The sequence below is a fragment of the Actinoallomurus bryophytorum genome, from assembly GCF_006716425.1.
Taxonomy (GTDB): Bacteria; Actinomycetota; Actinomycetes; order Streptosporangiales; family Streptosporangiaceae; genus Actinoallomurus; species Actinoallomurus bryophytorum.
This window is the reverse complement of sequence record NZ_VFOZ01000001.1, coordinates 7,456,433-7,473,853: the sequence shown is the minus strand read 5'-3', so window position 1 is coordinate 7,473,853 and position 17,421 is coordinate 7,456,433. Positions and strand designations below refer to the sequence as shown.

The following is a 17,421-nucleotide window of genomic DNA, read 5'->3' as shown; positions in this document are numbered from 1 at the left end:
TCAGTCCTCCAGAGCGGCGAGGCCGGGGAGCGTCTTGCCCTCGAGGTATTCGAGGCTGGCGCCGCCACCGGTCGAGATGTGCGAGAAACCGTCTTCGGGGAGGCCCAGCTTGCGTACCGCCGCCGCCGAGTCTCCGCCGCCCACGACCGAGAACGCCTCGGACGCGATCAGCGCCTCGGCCACCGCGCGGGTGCCACCGGCGAACGCGTCGAACTCGAACACGCCCATCGGGCCGTTCCAGAACACCGTCCTGGCGTCGGCGAGCCGTCCGGCGAACAGCTCACGGCTGCGGGGGCCGATGTCCAGGCCCTCACGGTCGGCCGGGATCGCGGTCGCCTCGACGACCTCGTGCGGCGCGTCCGCGGCGAACTCCGTAGCGGCCAGCACGTCGACCGGCAGCACGAGCTCGACGTCGCGCTTGGCCGCCTCCTCGATGAAGCCGCGGACCTGGTCGAGCTGGTCCTCCTGCAGCAGCGAGTTGCCGACCTCGTGGCCCTGGGCCTTGAGGAACGTGTAGGCCATCCCGCCGCCGATGAGCAGCCGGTCGACCTTGCCGAGCAGGTTGGCGATGACGCCGAGCTTGTCGGAGACCTTCGCGCCGCCGAGGACCACGGCGTACGGGCGCGCGGGACTCTCGGTGAGCTTCTTGAGCACCTCGACCTCGGCGGCGACCAGGCCGCCGGCCGCGTGCGGAAGCCGCTGCGGCACGTCGTAGACGCTGGCGTGCTTGCGGTGCACGGCGCCGAAGCCGTCGCCGACGTACAGCTCGGCTAGGCCGGCCAGGGCGTCCGCGAACTCGCCGCGCTCGGCGTCGTCCTTGCTGGTCTCGCCCGCGTTGAAGCGGAGGTTCTCCAGCAGCGCGACCTCGCCGTCGGCGAGCGCCAGGGCCGTGGCCTTGGCGTCGTCGCCGACGGTGTCGGTCGCGAAGCGCACCTCACGGCCGAGCAGCTCGCCCAGACGGGCGGCGACCGGCTTCAGGGAGAACTCGGGCTGCGGGCTGCCCTTCGGGCGGCCCAGGTGGGCGCACACGATGACGCGTGCGCCCTGGTCCGCGAGCTCGTTGATCGTCGGGACGCTGGCGCGGATGCGGCCGTCGTCACCGATCACGCCGTCGGCGAGCGGGACGTTCAGGTCCGAGCGGACCAGGACTCGCTTGCCGCGTACGTCGCCGAGCTCATCGATGGTTCGCAGAGTGCTCAAAGCCGCGAACCCACCAGCTTGACGAGGTCGACGAGGCGGTTGGAGTAGCCCCACTCGTTGTCGTACCAGCCGACGACCTTGATCTGGTCGCCGATCACCTTGGTGAGAAGGGAGTCGAAGATGCAGGACGCCGGGTCGGTGACGATGTCACTGGAGACGATCGGGTCCTCGGTGTAGGTGAGGATGCCGCGCAGCGGGCCGTCGGCGGCCGCACGCATCGCGGCGTTGACCTCCTCGACGCTGGTCTCGCGCGACAGCGTGGCGGTGAGGTCGGTGGCGGAGCCGGTCGGCACCGGGACGCGCAGCGCGTAGCCGTCGAGCTTGCCCTTGAGCTCGGGCATGACGAGCCCGATGGCCTTGGCGGCGCCGGTGCTCGTGGGCACGACGTTGATCGCGGCGGCACGGGCGCGGCGCAGGTCCTTGTGCGGGGCGTCCTGGAGGTTCTGGTCCTGGGTGTAGGCGTGGATCGTGGTCATCAGACCGCGCTCGATGCCGAAGGTGTCGTTCAGGACCTTGGCCATGGGGCCCAGGCAGTTGGTGGTGCAGGAGGCGTTCGAGATGATCGCGTGCTGCGCCGGGTCGTAGGCGTCGTCGTTCACGCCCATGACGATGGTGACGTCCTCGTTCTTGGCCGGCGCGGAGATGATCACCTTCTTGGCGCCCCTGTCGAGGTGCGCCCTGGCCTTGTTGGCGTCGGTGAAGAAGCCGGTCGACTCGACGACGATGTCGACGCCCAGGTCACCCCAGTTGAGGTTGTTGGGGTCGCGCTCCTCGAAGACCTTGATGGACTTGCCGCCCACCGTGATCTCGTCGGCGCCCGCCTTCACTTCCTCCGGCAGCCGCCCAAGGATGCTGTCGTACTTGAGCAGGTGAGCGAGAGTGGCGTTGTCGGTGAGGTCGTTGACCGCCACGATCTCGACATCGCCACCGGCGGCGTTGAGCGCACGCCAGAAGTTACGGCCGATACGGCCGAAGCCGTTCACGCCAACCCGGATGGTCACGGCACCAATCTCCTTCATCCCCGGCCGTCTGCGCGGGGGCATTGACTTGACGTTTTTCAGAAGCGAGCTTATCGAACCCCGCCGGGGAACCTGTCACCGCGGCGCCGGGGCGACCGGCCCGCCGCCCGGCCGGGAGCCAACATCCGATGGCGGGCGGCGAACCACGGGCAGCCTAATTGGTCTAGACCATGTTGGTCCAGTCGTTGGTCTAGACCAAATTGCCCGGAACCAACCACGATGTCGCGGCATCCAACGATGCACGGATATCGGCCGGAACCTCTGTTCAGGGGCCGAAATCCGCATCAGCCCACATAACGCGAAGTAGGTGTCATGAACGAAGCGTCGGCGCGGCCGCGCGGGGGCAATGGCAAGGCCATCGCCCTCGGGATCCTCGCGATGATCCTGGGCGCCGCCCTCTGGGCCGTCATCACCGTCGTCACCGAGCGCGAGTTCAGCCTGGTGGCGATCGGTATCGGAGCGCTGGTCGGCCTGACCATGTTCAGCGCCAGGCCCACCAGCACGGGTATCGCCGCCGTCGCGGCGCTGCTCACCGTGATCGGCTGCGCGCTCGGGGAGTTCCTCGCGATCCCGGCCTATGTCGCGCACAAGGAGGGGATCGGCTTCGGCAAACTCATCAACCTCGAGCTGAAGCAGCCCAAGCTCTACTTCGACTCCCTCGACGGCAAGACGTACCTGTTCTGGGCGATCGGCGCCGCGGCGGCGTTCAGCATGGTCTTCCGCCGCATCCAGGCCGCCCGTGTGACGGCGACCGCGAGCCCCGCGTACGGCACCTCTCCCCAGGCCGGTGCGGCGGCCCAGCCCGGCCAGGCCTACGCCCCGTACGGCGGCGCACCTCAGCCCGGTGCGGCGGCCCAGCCCGGGCAGTCCTACCCCGCCCAGCAGCCGTATGGCGCCGCACCCCAGCCGGGCGCCGCGGCGCAGCCGTATCCCCCCGCGCAGCAGCCGTACGGACAGGAGCAGGCGCCGTACGGACAGGAGCAGGCGCCGTACGGGCAGGGACAGCAGTCCTACGGTCCCCCGCAGCAGCCCTACGGTCAGGGGCAGCAGCCCGGCTACGGGCAGCAGCAGGCTCCGCCACGCTGAGCCCGCATGGACGTCGAAGAACCCCGCCGTGCGGCACGGCGGGGTTCTTCGACGTCTCGGCCTGTTTCCTGGGCGCCGCCCTTGGCGAACGGCGGTGTCTCACGGCGTACAAGTTCTGACCGGCGCGGCCACGGCCTGCCTCGAAGCCCTCGGTCTGGGCCCCGCCCGGTCTCGGCCCCCGTCTGGAGCCCACCCGTCTGGAGCCCACCCGTCTGGAGCCCACCCGTCTGGAGCCCACCCGTCTGGAGCCCACCCGTCTGGAGCCCACCCGTCTGGAGCCCACCCGTCTGGAGCCCACCCGTCTGGAGCCCACCCGTCTGGAGCCCACCCGTCTGGAGCCCACCCGTCTGGAGCCCACCCACCTGGAGCCCACCCACCTGGAGCCCACCCGCCCGGGGGTGCCATCCCACTTTTATTGTCCAGCGGGAACAACGGCGGGCGAAAGTAGAGCGGGGTTCTGTGGATAACCCCGGGCGACGCCACCCAAGGCGCCACACGGGCGGCGCCACACGGCCACAGCATGACTATGAGACAGAACCTAAGGGCGCGCGGCTTCTTGAAGGCGGCGGCTCATGCGACCGCCCCTGGCGATCAGGGGGCGAGCATGTCGGCCGTGACGTTGGCCTCGGTGCCGGCGACGCCCTGGTCCATCGCGCGCTTGTCGGCCATGGCGAGCAGGCGCCTTATACGGCCGGCGATGGCGTCCTTGGTCAGCGGTGGGTCGGCGAGCTGCCCGAGCTCCTCCAGCGACGCCTGCTTGTGCTCTAGCCGAAGCCGGCCGGCCGCGACGAGATGTTCGGGGGCGTCGTCGGCGAGGATCTCCAGGGCGCGCGCCACACGCGCGCCGGCCGCCACCGCGGCGCGCGCCGAGCGGCGGAGGTTCGCGTCGTCGAAGTTGGCCAGGCGGTTCGCGGTCGCGCGTACCTCCCGGCGCATGCGGCGCTCCTCCCACGCGAGCACCGAGTCATGGGCCCCGAGCCGCGTCAGCAGGGCCGAGATGGCGTCACCGTCGCGTACGACCACCCGGTCCACGCCGCGTACCTCGCGTGCCTTCGCGTGGATGCGCAACCGCCGCGCGGAGCCGACCAGTGCCAGTGCGGCCTCGGGCCCGGGGCAGGTCACCTCCAGCGACATCGAGCGTCCGGGCTCGGTGAGCGATCCATGCGCCAGGAACGCCCCCCTCCACGCCGACTCGGCATCGCAGGCGGCCCCCGCCACCACATGCCTGGGCAGCCCGCGTACCGGGCGGCCGTTATTGTCGATCAGACCGGTCTGACGCGCCAGCGACTCACCGTCGCGGAAGACGCGCACGACGTAGCGATTGCCCTTGCGCAGCCCGCTCGGCGCCAGCACCACGACGTCGGAGGTGTGACCGAAGACCTCGGCGAGGTCCTTGCGCAGGCGTCGCGCCGCGGCTCCGGTGTCGAGCTCGGCCTCTATCACGATCCGTCCGCTCACAATGTGCAGTCCCCCGGCGAAACGCAGCAGCGTCGACACCTCGGACTTGCGGCAGCACGGCTTCATGACGGACAGCCTGCTCAGCTCGTCCTTCACCACGCCGGTCATCGCCATGGATGTGATCCTCCCCCTGTTGCCAACATCCCGTCAGGGCAGTCTCGCCGAATCCCGCCGCGTCACGTGGCCGCTGGCGAAGATCTGTGCGAACGCTTGGGCCAACCGTGCCGGATCATGCCGTGGAGATCCATCTTCCGCGGCCACGTCGGCCAGGGCCAGCCTGCCTCCGAGGGTACGAACCGCCTTCTCCAGAACATCGGGCTCATCGACGAGATTCCGGTCGGCGAGCACGACATCGACTTTCAGTTCGGGCGCGTGAGCCCGCAGGACCTCAAGATGCGTCTGCGGCGAGAAGTCGTCGGTCTCCCCCGGCTGCGGCGCGAGGTTGAGCGCGACTAGCCGCTTGGCCTTCGTACGCAGCAGCGCCCCGGCCAGCTCGGGGACCTTCAGGTGCGGGAGCACACTGGTGAACCACGAGCCGGGACCGAAGACGATCCAGTCGGCCTCCTCGACGGCGCGCAGCGCCTCCGGGCTCGCCGGCGGGTCCTCGGGGATCAGCGAGACGCTGAGCACCTGACCGGGCGTCTTCGCGCAGGCCACCTGGCCCCGCACCTTGGAGATCGCGTTCGGCGCCGCCGGGTCGGCGCCCTGTACCTCCGCGACGATGTCGAGGGGTACCGAGGCCATCGGCAGCACCCGCCCCTCGGCGCGCAGCAGCCGGCCCATCCAGTCCAGCCCCACGACGGGGTCATCGAGCAGCTCCCAGAGGGCCACGATCAGCAGGTTGCCGACCGCGTGCCCGTGTAGCTCGCCCTGGCTGAGGAAGCGGTGCTGGACGACCTCGCTCCAGGTGCTCCCCCACTCGTCGTCACCGCACAGCGCGGCGAGCGCCATCCTCAGGTCTCCCGGTGGCAGGACGCCGAGCTCGCGGCGCAGCCGCCCGCTCGAACCTCCGTCGTCGGCGACGGTAACGATGGCGGTGAGCCGGTCGGTCACGCGACGGAGCGCGGACAGTGAGGCGTACAGCCCGTGCCCGCCGCCGAGGGCGACGACGCTGGGGGAAGCCACGTTGTGTTATTCCCGTCCGAGATCCCGATGGACGACCTGGAGGTCCAGACCTTCGTCGCGGAGCCGGCCGCCGATCTGCTCGGCCATCGCGACACTGCGGTGCTTGCCACCCGTACATCCGACGGCGAGCGTGACGTAGTGCTTGCCCTCGCGTTCGTAGCCCTCCACGAGCAGGCGCAGCACCTCGGAGTAGGCGTCGAGGAACTCCTTGGCGCCCGGCCGGGACAGGACGTAGTCACGCACGTCGGCGTCACGCCCGGTGTGCGGGCGCAGCTCGGGGATCCAGTGCGGGTTGGGCAGGAAGCGGCAGTCGACCACGAGGTCGGCGTCGACCGGCAACCCGTACTTGTAGCCGAACGAGACGACCGTCGCGCGCAGGCTGGACTCGTTGCCCTCACCGCCGAAGAACCCGACGATCTTGGCACGCAGCTCGTGGACGTTGAGCGAGCTGGTATCGATGACCAGGTCCGCCTCGGCGCGTACCTCGCGCAGCAGCTCTCGCTCGCGCGCGATGCCGTCGACGATCCGGCCGTCGGCCTGGAGGGGGTGCGGCCGTCGTACGCTCTCGAACCGGCGGACCAGTACGTCGCCGGATGCCTCCAGGAACACCACCCGCGGGTGTGCGCCGCGCGCCTCCAGCTCGTCGAACGCGGACTGCAGGTCGGTGGTGAACGCCCGGCTGCGCACGTCGACGACGACGGCGATGCGGGGCACCGCGCCCTGCCCGCGCTCGGCGAGGTCGGCCATCGTGGCGAGCAGGCCGGGTGGCAGGTTGTCGACCACGAACCAGTCGAGGTCCTCCAGCGACTTGGCGGCCGTGCTGCGGCCGGCACCGGACATGCCGGTGATGATGACGATGTCGGGCACCTGAGGGGTGCCTGCGAGGCTGCCGCTCGTGGTGTTCACGCCGCCTCCCTGCGTCCGGAACGGCCGGCGCCGTCCCCTGGCACTCGAGTCCCCGTGCCGGTGGTGGCCTCGCGCATCTTTCGTGCCCGGCCCCGAGCGGCGCTCACGCCCTGGCCTGGGTGTACGGCGAGGCGGGGTTCTCCACGGCCGCGCGCCCAGGACACCCCGGGGGCGGAAGCGAGCTGCTCCGTACGGGCGTGGGCCCAGTGTCGCTCGCTCGCGTGCTTTCCGTGGTGCCTGCGTGCGAGGCCGTCCGGGGCCTGGCCGCGTGCGGCGCTCACGCTCGGGCGTGCCGCTAGGCGGGGTCCTCCACCGCCGCGCGCCCAGGACACCCCGGGGGCGGAAGCGAGGTGCCCCGTACGGGCGCGGGCCCGGCGTCGCTCGCCCGCGTGCTTTCCGCGGTGCCGGCGGGTGAGGCCGTCCGGCCCTCGCGGCGACGTCACCTCGCCGGGTCTCCCGCTTCGGAGATCACTCACGTCCTGTTCCCCCGTCCTGCGCGTGCAGTGCCGCGACAATGGTCTCAGCGGTGCGCCGTCCGATGCCCGGAACCTCGGCGATCTCGTCCGGTCCGGCCTCCTTGAGCAGCTTCACCGACCCGAAATGCTTGATCAGCGCGGTGCGCCGGCTCGGCCCCAGCCCCGGCACGGCATCGAGCTCGCTGACGATCATGCCTTTGGAACGCTTGTTGCGGTGGAACCTGATGGCGAAGTCGTGCGCCTCGTCGCGCGCCCGTTGCAGGAGGTACATGCCCTCGCTGTTGCGCGGCAGGATGACGGGATCCTCCTCGCCGGGCATCCAGACCTCCTCCAGCCGCTTGGCGATGCCGCACAGGCTGACGTCGTCGATGCCGAGCTCGTCGAGGGCACGCTGAGCGGCCGCCACCTGCGGCGCGCCGCCGTCGACCACGACGAGGTTGGGCGGGTACGCGAACCTGCGCGGACGGCCGGTCTCCGGGTCGATCGGGCCGCCCTCCTCGCGTTCGCCGAGGACGTCCAGCTCGCCGGTCTTCTCCGTCTCCTCGAGGTAGCGGCGGAACCGCCGGGTGATCACCTCGTTGATGGACCGTACGTCGTCCTGGCCCTCGACGGTCTTGATGGAGAACCTGCGGTATTCGCTCTTGCGCGGCAGACCGTCCTCGAAGACGACCATCGACGCCACGACATGGGTGCCCTGGAGGTTGGAGACGTCGTAGCACTCGATGCGCAGCGGCGCCTGGTCGAGTTCGAGGGCGTCCTGGATCTCCTGCAGGCCCTTGCTGCGGCTGGTCAGGTCGGCGGCGCGGCGCGTCTTGTGCTGCTTGAACGCCTCCTTGGCGTTGCGCTCGACCGTCTCCATCAGCGTCTTCTTGTCACCACGACGGGGCACCCGCAGGTCCACCCGGCCACCACGATGCTCGGTGAGCAGCTCCACCACCGCGTCCTGCTCGGGCGGCAGTGTCGGCACGAGGATCTCGCGGGGCACCGTGTCGCCCGCCATGTCGCCGTACATCTGGAGGACGAACTGCTCGACGAGCTCGCCGGCGGTGACGTCCTCGACCTTGTCGACGACCCATCCGCGCTGCCCGCGGATGCGCCCCCCGCGTACGTAGAACACCTGGACGGCGGCCTCGAGCTGGTCGTCGGCCAGGGCGATCACGTCGCAGTCGGTCGTGTCGCCGAGCACGACGGACTGCTTTTCCAGGGCGCGCTGCAGGGCCCGGATGTCGTCGCGCAGCCGTGCGGCGCGTTCGTACTCCTGCTCCTTGGCGGCCGAGCGCATGTCCCTTTCCAGCGCCCTGATGAAACGCGCGGTGTCGCCGGCCATGAAGTCGCAGAAGTCCGCGGCGACGTCGCGGTGCCCGTCCTCGCTGATCCGGCCGACACAGGGCGCCGAGCACTTGCCGATGTCGCCGAGCAGGCAGGGCCGGCCCATCTGCTGCTGCCGCCGGAACACCCCGGCGGAGCACGTACGCACGGGAAAGACCCGCAGCAGCAGGTCGACGGTCTCCCGGATCGCCCACGCGTGGGAGTAGGGGCCGAAGTAGCGCACGCCCTTCTTCTTGGCGCCGCGCATCACCTGCACCCGCGGGACGTCTTCGTTCATCGTCACGGCGAGGTAGGGGTAGGACTTGTCGTCGCGGTACTTGACGTTGAACCGCGGGTCGTACTCCTTGATCCACGAGTATTCGAGCTGCAGCGCCTCGACCTCGGTGCCGACCACCGTCCACTCGACACCCGCCGCGGTCTGCAACATCGTCTGCGTACGCGGATGCAGCCCGGCGAAATCGGTGAAGTAGGAATTAAGCCGGGCACGCAGGTTTTTCGCCTTGCCTACGTAGATGACCCTGCCGTTCGCGTCACGGTATCGGTACACCCCGGGCGATTCGGGGATGGTACCTGGGGCGGGCCGGTACGACGCCGGATCTGCCACGTCCGTCAGCCTAGTGCCGAGCCGGACGGAGTACGCCGCGTTGGCCGCCCACGCCCCGGATCGGCCGCCTTCCGCCGCCATCGCCGTCCTCCTGCCGCCACATGGTCATCGCGTCTCCTCCCCACCGCCGAGCAGCCATCCGCCCGAACCACCACCACCGCACGCCCCTCCCCCGGCACCGCGTCGACCGGCCGCTCACCACCGTCCCCTGCCAGCGCGGGGCGTTTGTGGGTTCTCCGCCCCGGTCGGGCAGCCACCCGACGGGACTGCCGTCATCACCGTCCCCTGTCGACGCATGGTCGTTGCGCGTCCTCGCGACGGGGCTGCCATCCGCCATCGCCGCGACGTGCCCCCGCCACCGCGTTGATCGGACGCACCGGGATCGGCCGCCCTTCGGCACCCCCGGCGCCCCGTACCGTCCGAGGATCACCGCGCCTCCCCGCGGCCGAACAGCCACCCGGGCCAGCGGCGTTCACCGTCGCCACACGTGCCCCACCGCCACCGACTCCGCCATCGACACCGCGCGTCGGCAGACCGACCCATAGATCGCCTGGGTCTGCCCTGCTGCCTGGACCGTCCGGCTGTCGCGCAGCGCCGACGAGCGGAGGCGAGGAGCGCGAGATGAGGTGGCCGGTCCGGGGGCCTCGCCTGCTCTCAGTATCCCGTGGCACCGTCGATCCGCTCGCGTAGGAGGTCGGCATGGCCGTTGTGGCGGGCGTACTCGGCGATCATCTGCACGAGTGCCCAGCGCAGTGAGAACGGCTCGCCGGTCCGTTGCCGGGTGCCGGTCTCATCGAGGGAACCGGCCCGCGCGACGATCTCCCGGGCGCGCTCGCACTCGCTCTGCCAGAGCGCGAACGCCTCGGTGACGTCGCCGTCCAGAGCGTCGAAGTCCTGGTTGGGATCGTCGTCGGAGTAGTAGAGCAACGGCAGCTCCTCGCCGGCGAACTGGACCCTGAACCACCATCGCTCGACCCCGGTGAGATGGCGCAGTAGTCCGTGCAGGCTGAGCCCGGACGGCGGGATGCCCTTTTCGGACAGCCGCCCGGCGGAGACCCCGGCACACTTGAGCGCGAACGTCTGCCGGTGCCAGTCAAGGAACCCGGTGAGGATCTCACGCTCGTCGCCGACGAGCGGAGGCGAGCTGCGAGGATCGGCACCCCACGGTTGCGCATAGCTGTCCTCAGGAATCTCGGCCATGCCCAGAGCATTGCAGTGGGCACCGACAAGACGGCCTGCCGGCGATGGGCAAGAGGTCAGCAGTACCGGCAGGGGAACGGCTGGACGGTCGGCAGGCGCGGATCGTGGTCGGGCGGTCTGCACCGTCCACGGCCGGGCGACGCGAACCGCGACCGGGCACGCGCGACGCACCTCGCGACCAGACGGCCGGTCACGCGACCGCCACGAATCACAACCGGGCACGCCCCGCGGCCAGACGGTCAGGCAGTCGGCGCGGACCGCGACCAGGTAGCAGGGACGGCGTCGGGGACGCTCAGCGTCAGCAGGTAGTTCCACGGCGAGATCAGCCCGACGACGCCCTGCGACGAGTCCGTGCAGGTCCTCGCCCTCTCGGACCACCGCTCTCGCCGCCCGCGTCGTGGGCTTCGGAGGGCTGGCGTGGCGGGCTGGGCCGGGCTACCGGTTGGGGCTCAGGAAGACGTGCGTGTCGCGGTCGCGGCTGGGCGGCCGTGACCGCGACGTGGCGTGCGTGGGTCAGCTGAGTTTGAGTTCGCCGTTCTGGACGGCGACGGACTTGGGCGGCAGGGGCTTGGAGGCGGGGCCGTTGGCGACCGAGCCGTCGGCCACGTTGTAGGCGCTGCCGTGGCACGGGCAGTGGATCTTTCCGCCCGAGATGGAGTCCACGGTGCAGCCGCGGTGGGTGCAGACGGCGCTGAAGGCCTTGAACTCGCCCTGCTTCGGCTGCGTGACGACGACCTTCTCGGACTTGTAGATCTTCCCGCCGCCGACGGGGACGTCACTTGCCTTGCCCAGGGTCCCGCCGCTGCTCTTGTCGCCGCTCCCCGAGGAATCAGCCGACGAGTCGTCCTTCGAGCCGCCGCAGGCGCTCAACGTGCCGGCGAGACCGACTAGGCCCACTCCGAGCAGCATCCCCCTGCGGCTGGACTCCGGTTCGGGCTTGGACGGGTCGAACGGCATTTGGGTCCTCCTTGGCTTCGATGACTTCCCTGACTACACGGTGGAGCCATCGGGTCGGTTCAATTCGCGGGCAAATCCCCGGTTTCGGTCTCGCCCTACGGCGCGACGGTCACTTGAGGACCTTGGCGAGGAACTGGCCGGTGTGGCTCTCCTCGACCTTCGCGACCTGCTCGGGCGTGCCGGTGGCGACGACCGTGCCACCCCGCGAGCCACCTTCGGGACCCATGTCGATGATCCAGTCGGCCGTCTTGATGACGTCAAGGTTGTGCTCGATGACGATGACGGTGTTGCCCCCGTCGACGAGACGGCCCAGGACGCCCAGGAGCTTGCGGATGTCCTCGAAGTGCAGGCCGGTTGTGGGCTCGTCGAGTACGTAGATGGTACGCCCGGTCGAACGTCGCTGCAGCTCAGAGGCGAGTTTCACCCGCTGAGCCTCGCCGCCGGACAGTGTCGGGGCCGGCTGTCCGAGACGTACGTAGCCCAGACCGACGTCGTTGAGCGTCTGCAGGTGGCGCCGGATCGCGGGGATCGCCTCGAAGAAGTCGAGCCCCTCCTCGATCGGCATGTCCAGAACCTCGGAGATGGTCTTGCCCTTGTAGTGGACGTCCAGGGTCTCCCGGTTGTAGCGGGCCCCGTGGCAGACCTCGCAGGGGACATAGACGTCCGGCAGGAACTGCATCTCGATCTTGATCGTGCCGTCGCCCGAGCAGGCCTCGCAGCGGCCACCCTTGACGTTGAAGGAGAACCGTCCGGGCTGGTAGCCGCGCACCTTCGCCTCGGCCGTGGCCGCGAACAGCTTGCGCACGTGGTCGAAGACGCCTGTGTAGGTGGCCGGGTTGGACCGCGGGGTGCGGCCGATCGGTGACTGGTCGACGTGCACGACCTTGTCGACCTGGTCGAGGCCGTTGATGCGCTTGTGCCGGCCCGGGACCGTACGCGCGCCGTGCAGCTGCTTGGCGAGCGCCATGTAGAGGATGTCGTTGACCAGCGTCGACTTGCCGGACCCCGAAACCCCGGTGACCGCGGTGAACACCCCGAGCGGGAAGGCGACGTCGACGTCGTGCAGGTTGTGCTCGTGTGCGCCCTTGACGACCAGCTCGCGCCCGCGCTGGCGCTTGCGGCGGCCTTCGGGGACCGGGATCTCGCGGCGGCCCGAAAGGTAGGCGCCCGTCATCGAGGTCTCCGAGGTGAGCAGGTCCTCGACGGTGCCCGTCACGACGACCTGGCCGCCGTGCTCCCCCGCGCCCGGGCCGATGTCGACGACCCAGTCCGCCGCGCGGATCGTGTCCTCGTCGTGCTCGACGACGATCAGTGTGTTGCCGATGTCGCGGAGCCTGATCAGGGTCTCCAGCAGCCGGTGGTTGTCGCGCTGGTGCAGCCCGATCGACGGCTCGTCCAGGACGTACAGCACGCCGACCAGACCGGAGCCGATCTGGGTGGCCAGCCGGATGCGCTGCGCCTCGCCGCCGGCGAGCGTGGCCGACGCGCGGTCGAGGGTCAGGTAGTCGAGGCCGACGTCGAGCAGGAAGCCCAGCCGGGCGTTGATCTCCTTCAGCACCCGCTCGGCGATGTGCTTCTCACGGTCGTTCAGCTCCATCGCCAGCAGGAACTTGGCGCACTCACCGATCGGCATGGCGGCCACGTCCGCGATGGAGCGTTCGTTGACCGTGACGCCCAGCACGACCGGCTTGAGGCGCCGGCCCGCGCACGAGGGGCACGGGATCTCCCGCATGTAGCCCTCGAACCGCTCGCGGCTGGAGTCGCTCTCGGCCTCGGAGTGGCGCCGCTGGACGTAGGGGATCACGCCTTCGTAGGTCGTGTAGTAGGACCGCAGCCGTCCGTAGCGGTTGCGGTAGCTCACGTGGACCTGCGTGTCATGGCCCTTGAGCACGGCCTTGCGCGCCGCGGCCGGGAGCTTTTCCCATGGCGTGTCCAGGTCGAAGCCCATCGCCTCGCCGAGCGCGCCGAGCAGCCGCAGGAAGTAGTCGCTCACGTGCCCGCCGGACCACGGCGAGATGGCGCCCTCGCCCAGGGTCTTTTCGACGTCGGGCACGATCAGCTCGGGGTCGACCTCCATGCGGGTGCCCAGGCCGGTGCAGTCGGGGCAGGCGCCGTACGGAGAGTTGAACGAGAACGAGCGCGGCTCCAGCTCGTCGAACGACAGGTCGTCGTAGGGGCAGTAGAGATGCTCCGAATACATCCGCTCGCGCTGCTCGTCGTCCTCGGGCAGGTCGATGAAGTCGAGGATGATCGTGCCGCCGGTCAGCCCCAGCGCGGTCTCCACCGAGTCGGCCAGGCGGCGCCGCGAGCCGTCCTTGACGCTCAGCCGGTCGACGACGATCTCAATGTCGTGCTTTTCGTACTTTTTAAGCTTCGGCGCCTCGTCGAGACGCACGACGGCGCCATCGACACGGGCCCGCGAGAAGCCCTTGGTCTGCATCTCGCGGAACAGCTCGCCGTATTCGCCCTTGCGCCCGCGTACGACCGGGGCGAGCACCTGGAAACGGGTGCCCTCCTCGAACTCCATCAGCCGGTCGACGATCTGGCTCGGGGTCTGCTTGTGGATCGTGCGGCCACAGACCGGGCAGTGCGGATGGCCGATGCGCGCCCATAGCAGGCGCAGGTAGTCGTAGACCTCGGTGATGGTGCCGACGGTCGAACGCGGGTTCTTCGACGTGGACTTCTGGTCGATCGAGACCGCGGGCGACAGGCCCTCGATGAAGTCGACGTCCGGCTTGTCCATCTGGCCGAGGAACTGCCTCGCGTACGCGGACAGGGACTCGACATAACGGCGCTGGCCCTCGGCGAAGATCGTGTCGAAAGCGAGGCTGGACTTACCGGAACCGGACAGGCCGGTAAAGACGATCAAGGCGTCGCGCGGCAGATCGAGCGAGACGTCCTTGAGATTGTGTTCACGTGCTCCGCGCACGATGAGACGGTCAGCCACGGCGAATCCGTAATCCCCTTGAGAGCCTGGTTAAGACAGGTCAGCTTCAGGCTAACGAGTGGGTGTGACGGTTTCTTCCAGATGACCACACGCGACCCGCTCGTCGCACGGAAACCGTACACGTGTTCGAATAAGGGCCGCCACCGGAACGGCTACTCGGGCGCGTCGTCCAGCGCGCGCTCCAGGTAACGCTCCGCCGACCGGCGTACGGCCTCGATGCCGTCCGCGGCCACGATCCGCCGCCACCACGCGCCGTACACGCGCTCGAACGGGTACGGCTCCAGCAGCCGCAGCGCCCGGCGGATCACCCGGGGGCGCTCGGGAATGTGGTTCGGGTAGCTGTACATGAAGCTGACATAACGCCGATCCTGGACGACCGTCAGAATGTCGCCCGACAGCAGCGCCCCACGGCCCTCCTCGCCGTCACGCCAGTGCAGGACCTGCCCGCCGGCGAAGTGCACCCCCGCGTTGACGAGAGTCAGCCCGTCGCCGATCACGTGGGTCTCGCCCGTCCAGAAGACGACGGAGTCGTCGGGCCGCGCCACCCACTCACGGTCGGCCTCGTGGATGTAGACGGGGGCGTCGAACGCGTGTGCCCACTCGATCATCGAGCCGTAGAAATGCGGATGACTGATCGCGACCGCCGAGATCCCGCCGAGCTCACGTACCCGGGCGACCAGGTCGTCGTCGATGTAGGTGATCGCGTCCCACAGGACGTTGCCCGAGGGCGCGCGTACGAGCAGGGCACGCTGCCCGATCGCGGTCGGCGGCGTGGCGCCGATCCCGACGATCCCCGGCCCCTCCTCCTCGATCCGGCCCTGGTGCCCGGCGTCGCGCAGCTCGGCGAGCGTCGTCCACCGCTGACCGTCCCAGCCGACGTACTGGCGCTCGTCCTCACAGATGGGGCAGCCGGTACGCGCCGCACCGTACTGAACGCCACAGGTCCGGCAGATGGGAAGATCATCGCGCATACCGGCAGCGTATCTCCCGCGTCGCGACGAGGGCGTGGAAGGATGGGGAGCGCGTGGCCACCGGGGGGACCGGAAGCCCAGAAAACGATGTCCGATCGGAGGACAGAGTGAGCTACACAGGCGACGTCGAGGTCGGTGGCGCACCCGACGTACGAGAACTCCCCGGCCTGACGATCACGAAGCTTGCCGTGGGACCGTACGACAACAACGCCTACCTGCTCCGCTGTACGGCGACGGGCGAGCAGGTCCTCATCGACGCGGCGAGCGAGCCCGAGCGCCTGTCCGCGCTCATCGGCGACGGCCCGCTCTCCCGCGTCGTCACCACGCACCGCCACCAGGACCACTGGGGCGCCCTCACCTCCGTGATCGACGCCACGCACGCACGGCTCGTCGCGCATCCGGACGACGCCGAGGCCCTGCCGCTGCCGGTGACCGAGCCGGCCGAGCAGGGCGGCACCGTCCAGGTCGGCCGCAGCACACTGTCCGTCATCCATCTGCGCGGACACACACCCGGCTCGATCGCGCTGCGCTACGACGACGGTGACACGCCGCACCTGTTCACCGGCGACAGCCTGTTCCCGGGCGGTCCCGGCAACACCTGGGGCGACGCGAAGCTGTTCACCCAGCTCATGAACGATCTCGAGGAGCGCGTCTTCGGGACGCTTCCGGACGACACATGGGTGTATCCCGGTCACGGCAAGGACACCACGCTCGGCAAGGAGCGCCCCCATCTTCCGGAGTGGCGCGAACGCGGTTGGTGACCGCCGCGGCCACACCGGCGGATCGCCGACCGTGAGAGCTGCATTACCAGGTGTTCTTGCAGCAGGATGGGGGAATGGGCATGCTCATCAAGCGCGCCCCGGATGCGCGATCTCGGTGAGGCGGCGGGTAGGGAAAGATGACCGGCGTGACCAACCAGGTGCCCGAGGCCGAGGGCCTGACGAACGTTGAGCTGGCCGCCCGCCTGCGAATGACCCTGGGGCGGCTCAACCGCCGCGTCCGCCAGCACGGTCCGCAGACCCTGTCCTCCAGCCAGGCCTCGACACTGGCCAGCGTCGACGCGCTGGGCCCGGTACGCCTCGGCGACCTCGCCGCGCACGAAGGTGTCACCGCTCCGACACAGAGCCGCCTGGTCGCCTCGCTGGAGCATCAGGGGATGCTGCGGCGCATGCCGGACTCCGACGACCGGCGCGCCACGCTGCTCGCCATCACCGCGCAGGGCCGCCGCCAGCTCGAGCAGTTGCGCGGCGAGCGCTCGGCGTTCCTCGTCGGACAGCTGGGCACGCTGTCGCCCGAGCAGCGTGCGGCGCTGGTGGGCGCGCTCGGCGCCCTCGAGGCCCTCGCCGAGAGCCCCAGCGACTAGTCTCGAAACCCTCGTCCTGGGCCCCGCCTGTTTGGGCCCCACCCGTCCTGGGCCCCACCCGTCCTGGGACCCGCCCCGTCCTGGAGCCCGCCCACCCGGGGGGTGCCATCCCACTCTCATTGTCCAGCCAGAACAGCGGCGGGCGGAAGTAGAGCGGAGTTCTGTGGATAACGCCGCCCAAGCGCCGCCCCAAGCGGCGCCACACGGCGACAGCACGACCATGAGACAGACCCTAAGAGCGAGACGAGGTCCTGCGCGACACGGCCTTGACGAACGTCTGGCGGGTGCCGGCGAACAGCAGCTTTCGGCCGCGAAGCAGGCTGACCTGCCAGTACGCTCCGCCGTGGCCGTCGGGGTCGGACAGGACGAAGGTCTTCGCGTCGCGCGGGGTGGCCTTGCCGGTCCAGAGCTTCTGCCCGAAGGCGTTCCACTCTCCGGTGCCGTCCACGTGGAAACGGAAGTAGGTGTGCTTGCCGTCCCGCGTCCAGGTGCCGGCCAGGCCCCGGAGCCAGAGCTTCTTCTGCCGGGCCGTGACCCGTGGCCGGTTGGTCCCTTCGGCCGGTGACTCGATGCTGCCCGGCAGCGTCGAGACGGGTACCGGCGTGACGGGCCTCGTAGGCGCCGCGCGGACCTGCCGGTGAGTGCCCTGGGAGTTGACGAGGGCGGTGAACGCGAGCACACCGACGGCGGCGACCGCCGTCCCGATCGCCGCGGCCCTCGTCACCGCGGGCGCGACCGTGCGCATTCCCAACCTCCCCAAAACGGCGACCCGTGCCGCTC

14 protein-coding genes are annotated in these 17,421 nt (G+C 70.0%); 3 read left to right on the top strand and 11 right to left on the bottom strand.

What is annotated here, in order from left to right:
• A complete protein-coding gene (locus FB559_RS34610) occupies positions 1-1,191 on the bottom strand; it encodes a phosphoglycerate kinase (protein ID WP_141962114.1) in 1,191 nt (396 codons plus the stop codon).
• 5 nt (positions 1,192-1,196) lie between these two features.
• On the bottom strand, positions 1,197-2,201 hold the full coding sequence (gene gap / locus FB559_RS34605; RefSeq protein ID WP_141961133.1) for a type I glyceraldehyde-3-phosphate dehydrogenase: 1,005 nt from the start codon (positions 2,199-2,201) through the stop codon (positions 1,197-1,199).
• Positions 2,202-2,531: 330 nt separating this feature from the next.
• Between gap and FB559_RS34600 the strand changes: the two genes are divergently transcribed.
• Positions 2,532-3,305: a hypothetical protein gene (locus tag FB559_RS34600; RefSeq protein ID WP_141961132.1), complete on the top strand. Its 774-nt coding sequence runs from the start codon at positions 2,532-2,534 to the stop codon at positions 3,303-3,305.
• 591 nt (positions 3,306-3,896) lie between these two features.
• Here FB559_RS34600 and whiA read toward each other — a convergent pair.
• From whiA to FB559_RS34555, 8 genes are all read right to left on the bottom strand, one after another.
• Complete coding sequence (whiA, locus tag FB559_RS34590; RefSeq protein ID WP_141961131.1) at positions 3,897-4,877, bottom strand: DNA-binding protein WhiA; 981 nt, start codon at positions 4,875-4,877, stop codon at positions 3,897-3,899.
• A 33-nt stretch (positions 4,878-4,910) separates the two neighbouring features.
• On the bottom strand, positions 4,911-5,888 hold the full coding sequence (locus FB559_RS34585; protein ID WP_141961130.1) for a gluconeogenesis factor YvcK family protein: 978 nt from the start codon (positions 5,886-5,888) through the stop codon (positions 4,911-4,913).
• Between the two features lie 6 nt (positions 5,889-5,894).
• The gene (gene rapZ / locus FB559_RS34580) at positions 5,895-6,794 is read right to left on the bottom strand and encodes an RNase adapter RapZ (RefSeq protein WP_281286312.1); all 900 of its coding nucleotides are present in this window, start codon (positions 6,792-6,794) and stop codon (positions 5,895-5,897) included.
• 468 nt (positions 6,795-7,262) lie between these two features.
• The gene (gene uvrC, locus FB559_RS34575; protein WP_185792540.1) at positions 7,263-9,203 is read right to left on the bottom strand and encodes an excinuclease ABC subunit UvrC; all 1,941 of its coding nucleotides are present in this window, start codon (positions 9,201-9,203) and stop codon (positions 7,263-7,265) included.
• Positions 9,204-9,857: 654 nt separating this feature from the next.
• Positions 9,858-10,403, bottom strand: coding sequence for a DinB family protein (locus tag FB559_RS34570; protein WP_141961127.1), 546 nt, complete (start codon positions 10,401-10,403; stop codon positions 9,858-9,860).
• Positions 10,404-10,916: 513 nt separating this feature from the next.
• Positions 10,917-11,360 (bottom strand): Rieske (2Fe-2S) protein, encoded by a 444-nt coding sequence (locus FB559_RS34565; RefSeq protein WP_141961126.1) that lies wholly within the window; start codon positions 11,358-11,360, stop codon positions 10,917-10,919.
• A gap of 109 nt (positions 11,361-11,469) precedes the next feature.
• Positions 11,470-14,307: an excinuclease ABC subunit UvrA gene (uvrA, locus tag FB559_RS34560; RefSeq protein WP_141961125.1), complete on the bottom strand. Its 2,838-nt coding sequence runs from the start codon at positions 14,305-14,307 to the stop codon at positions 11,470-11,472.
• 152 nt (positions 14,308-14,459) lie between these two features.
• The gene (locus tag FB559_RS34555) at positions 14,460-15,278 is read right to left on the bottom strand and encodes an MBL fold metallo-hydrolase (protein WP_141961124.1); all 819 of its coding nucleotides are present in this window, start codon (positions 15,276-15,278) and stop codon (positions 14,460-14,462) included.
• Positions 15,279-15,385: 107 nt separating this feature from the next.
• Between FB559_RS34555 and FB559_RS34550 the strand changes: the two genes are divergently transcribed.
• The gene (locus FB559_RS34550) at positions 15,386-16,039 is read left to right on the top strand and encodes an MBL fold metallo-hydrolase (RefSeq protein ID WP_141961123.1); all 654 of its coding nucleotides are present in this window, start codon (positions 15,386-15,388) and stop codon (positions 16,037-16,039) included.
• Between the two features lie 146 nt (positions 16,040-16,185).
• Entirely contained in the window at positions 16,186-16,641 is a 456-nt protein-coding gene (locus FB559_RS34545) for a MarR family winged helix-turn-helix transcriptional regulator (protein WP_221640324.1), read from the top strand.
• A gap of 232 nt (positions 16,642-16,873) precedes the next feature.
• Here FB559_RS34545 and FB559_RS34540 read toward each other — a convergent pair whose 3' ends face one another.
• Positions 16,874-17,386, bottom strand: a complete 513-nt coding sequence (locus FB559_RS34540; protein WP_141961122.1) for a hypothetical protein — start codon at positions 17,384-17,386, stop codon at positions 16,874-16,876.
• Positions 17,387-17,421 lie beyond the last annotated feature (35 nt).

Excerpts from the sequence above, each read along its gene's own strand:
- FB559_RS34600 (WP_141961132.1), top strand. The coding sequence starts at position 2,532 with ATGAACGAAGCGTCGGCGCGGCCGCGCGGGGGCAATGGCAAGGCCATC.
- whiA (WP_141961131.1), bottom strand. The coding sequence starts at position 4,877 with ATGGCGATGACCGGCGTGGTGAAGGACGAGCTGAGCAGGCTGTCCGTC.
- FB559_RS34570 (WP_141961127.1), bottom strand. The coding sequence starts at position 10,403 with ATGGCCGAGATTCCTGAGGACAGCTATGCGCAACCGTGGGGTGCCGAT.
- FB559_RS34565 (WP_141961126.1), bottom strand. The coding sequence starts at position 11,360 with ATGCCGTTCGACCCGTCCAAGCCCGAACCGGAGTCCAGCCGCAGGGGG.
- FB559_RS34555 (WP_141961124.1), bottom strand. The coding sequence starts at position 15,278 with ATGCGCGATGATCTTCCCATCTGCCGGACCTGTGGCGTTCAGTACGGT.
- FB559_RS34540 (WP_141961122.1), bottom strand. The coding sequence starts at position 17,386 with ATGCGCACGGTCGCGCCCGCGGTGACGAGGGCCGCGGCGATCGGGACG.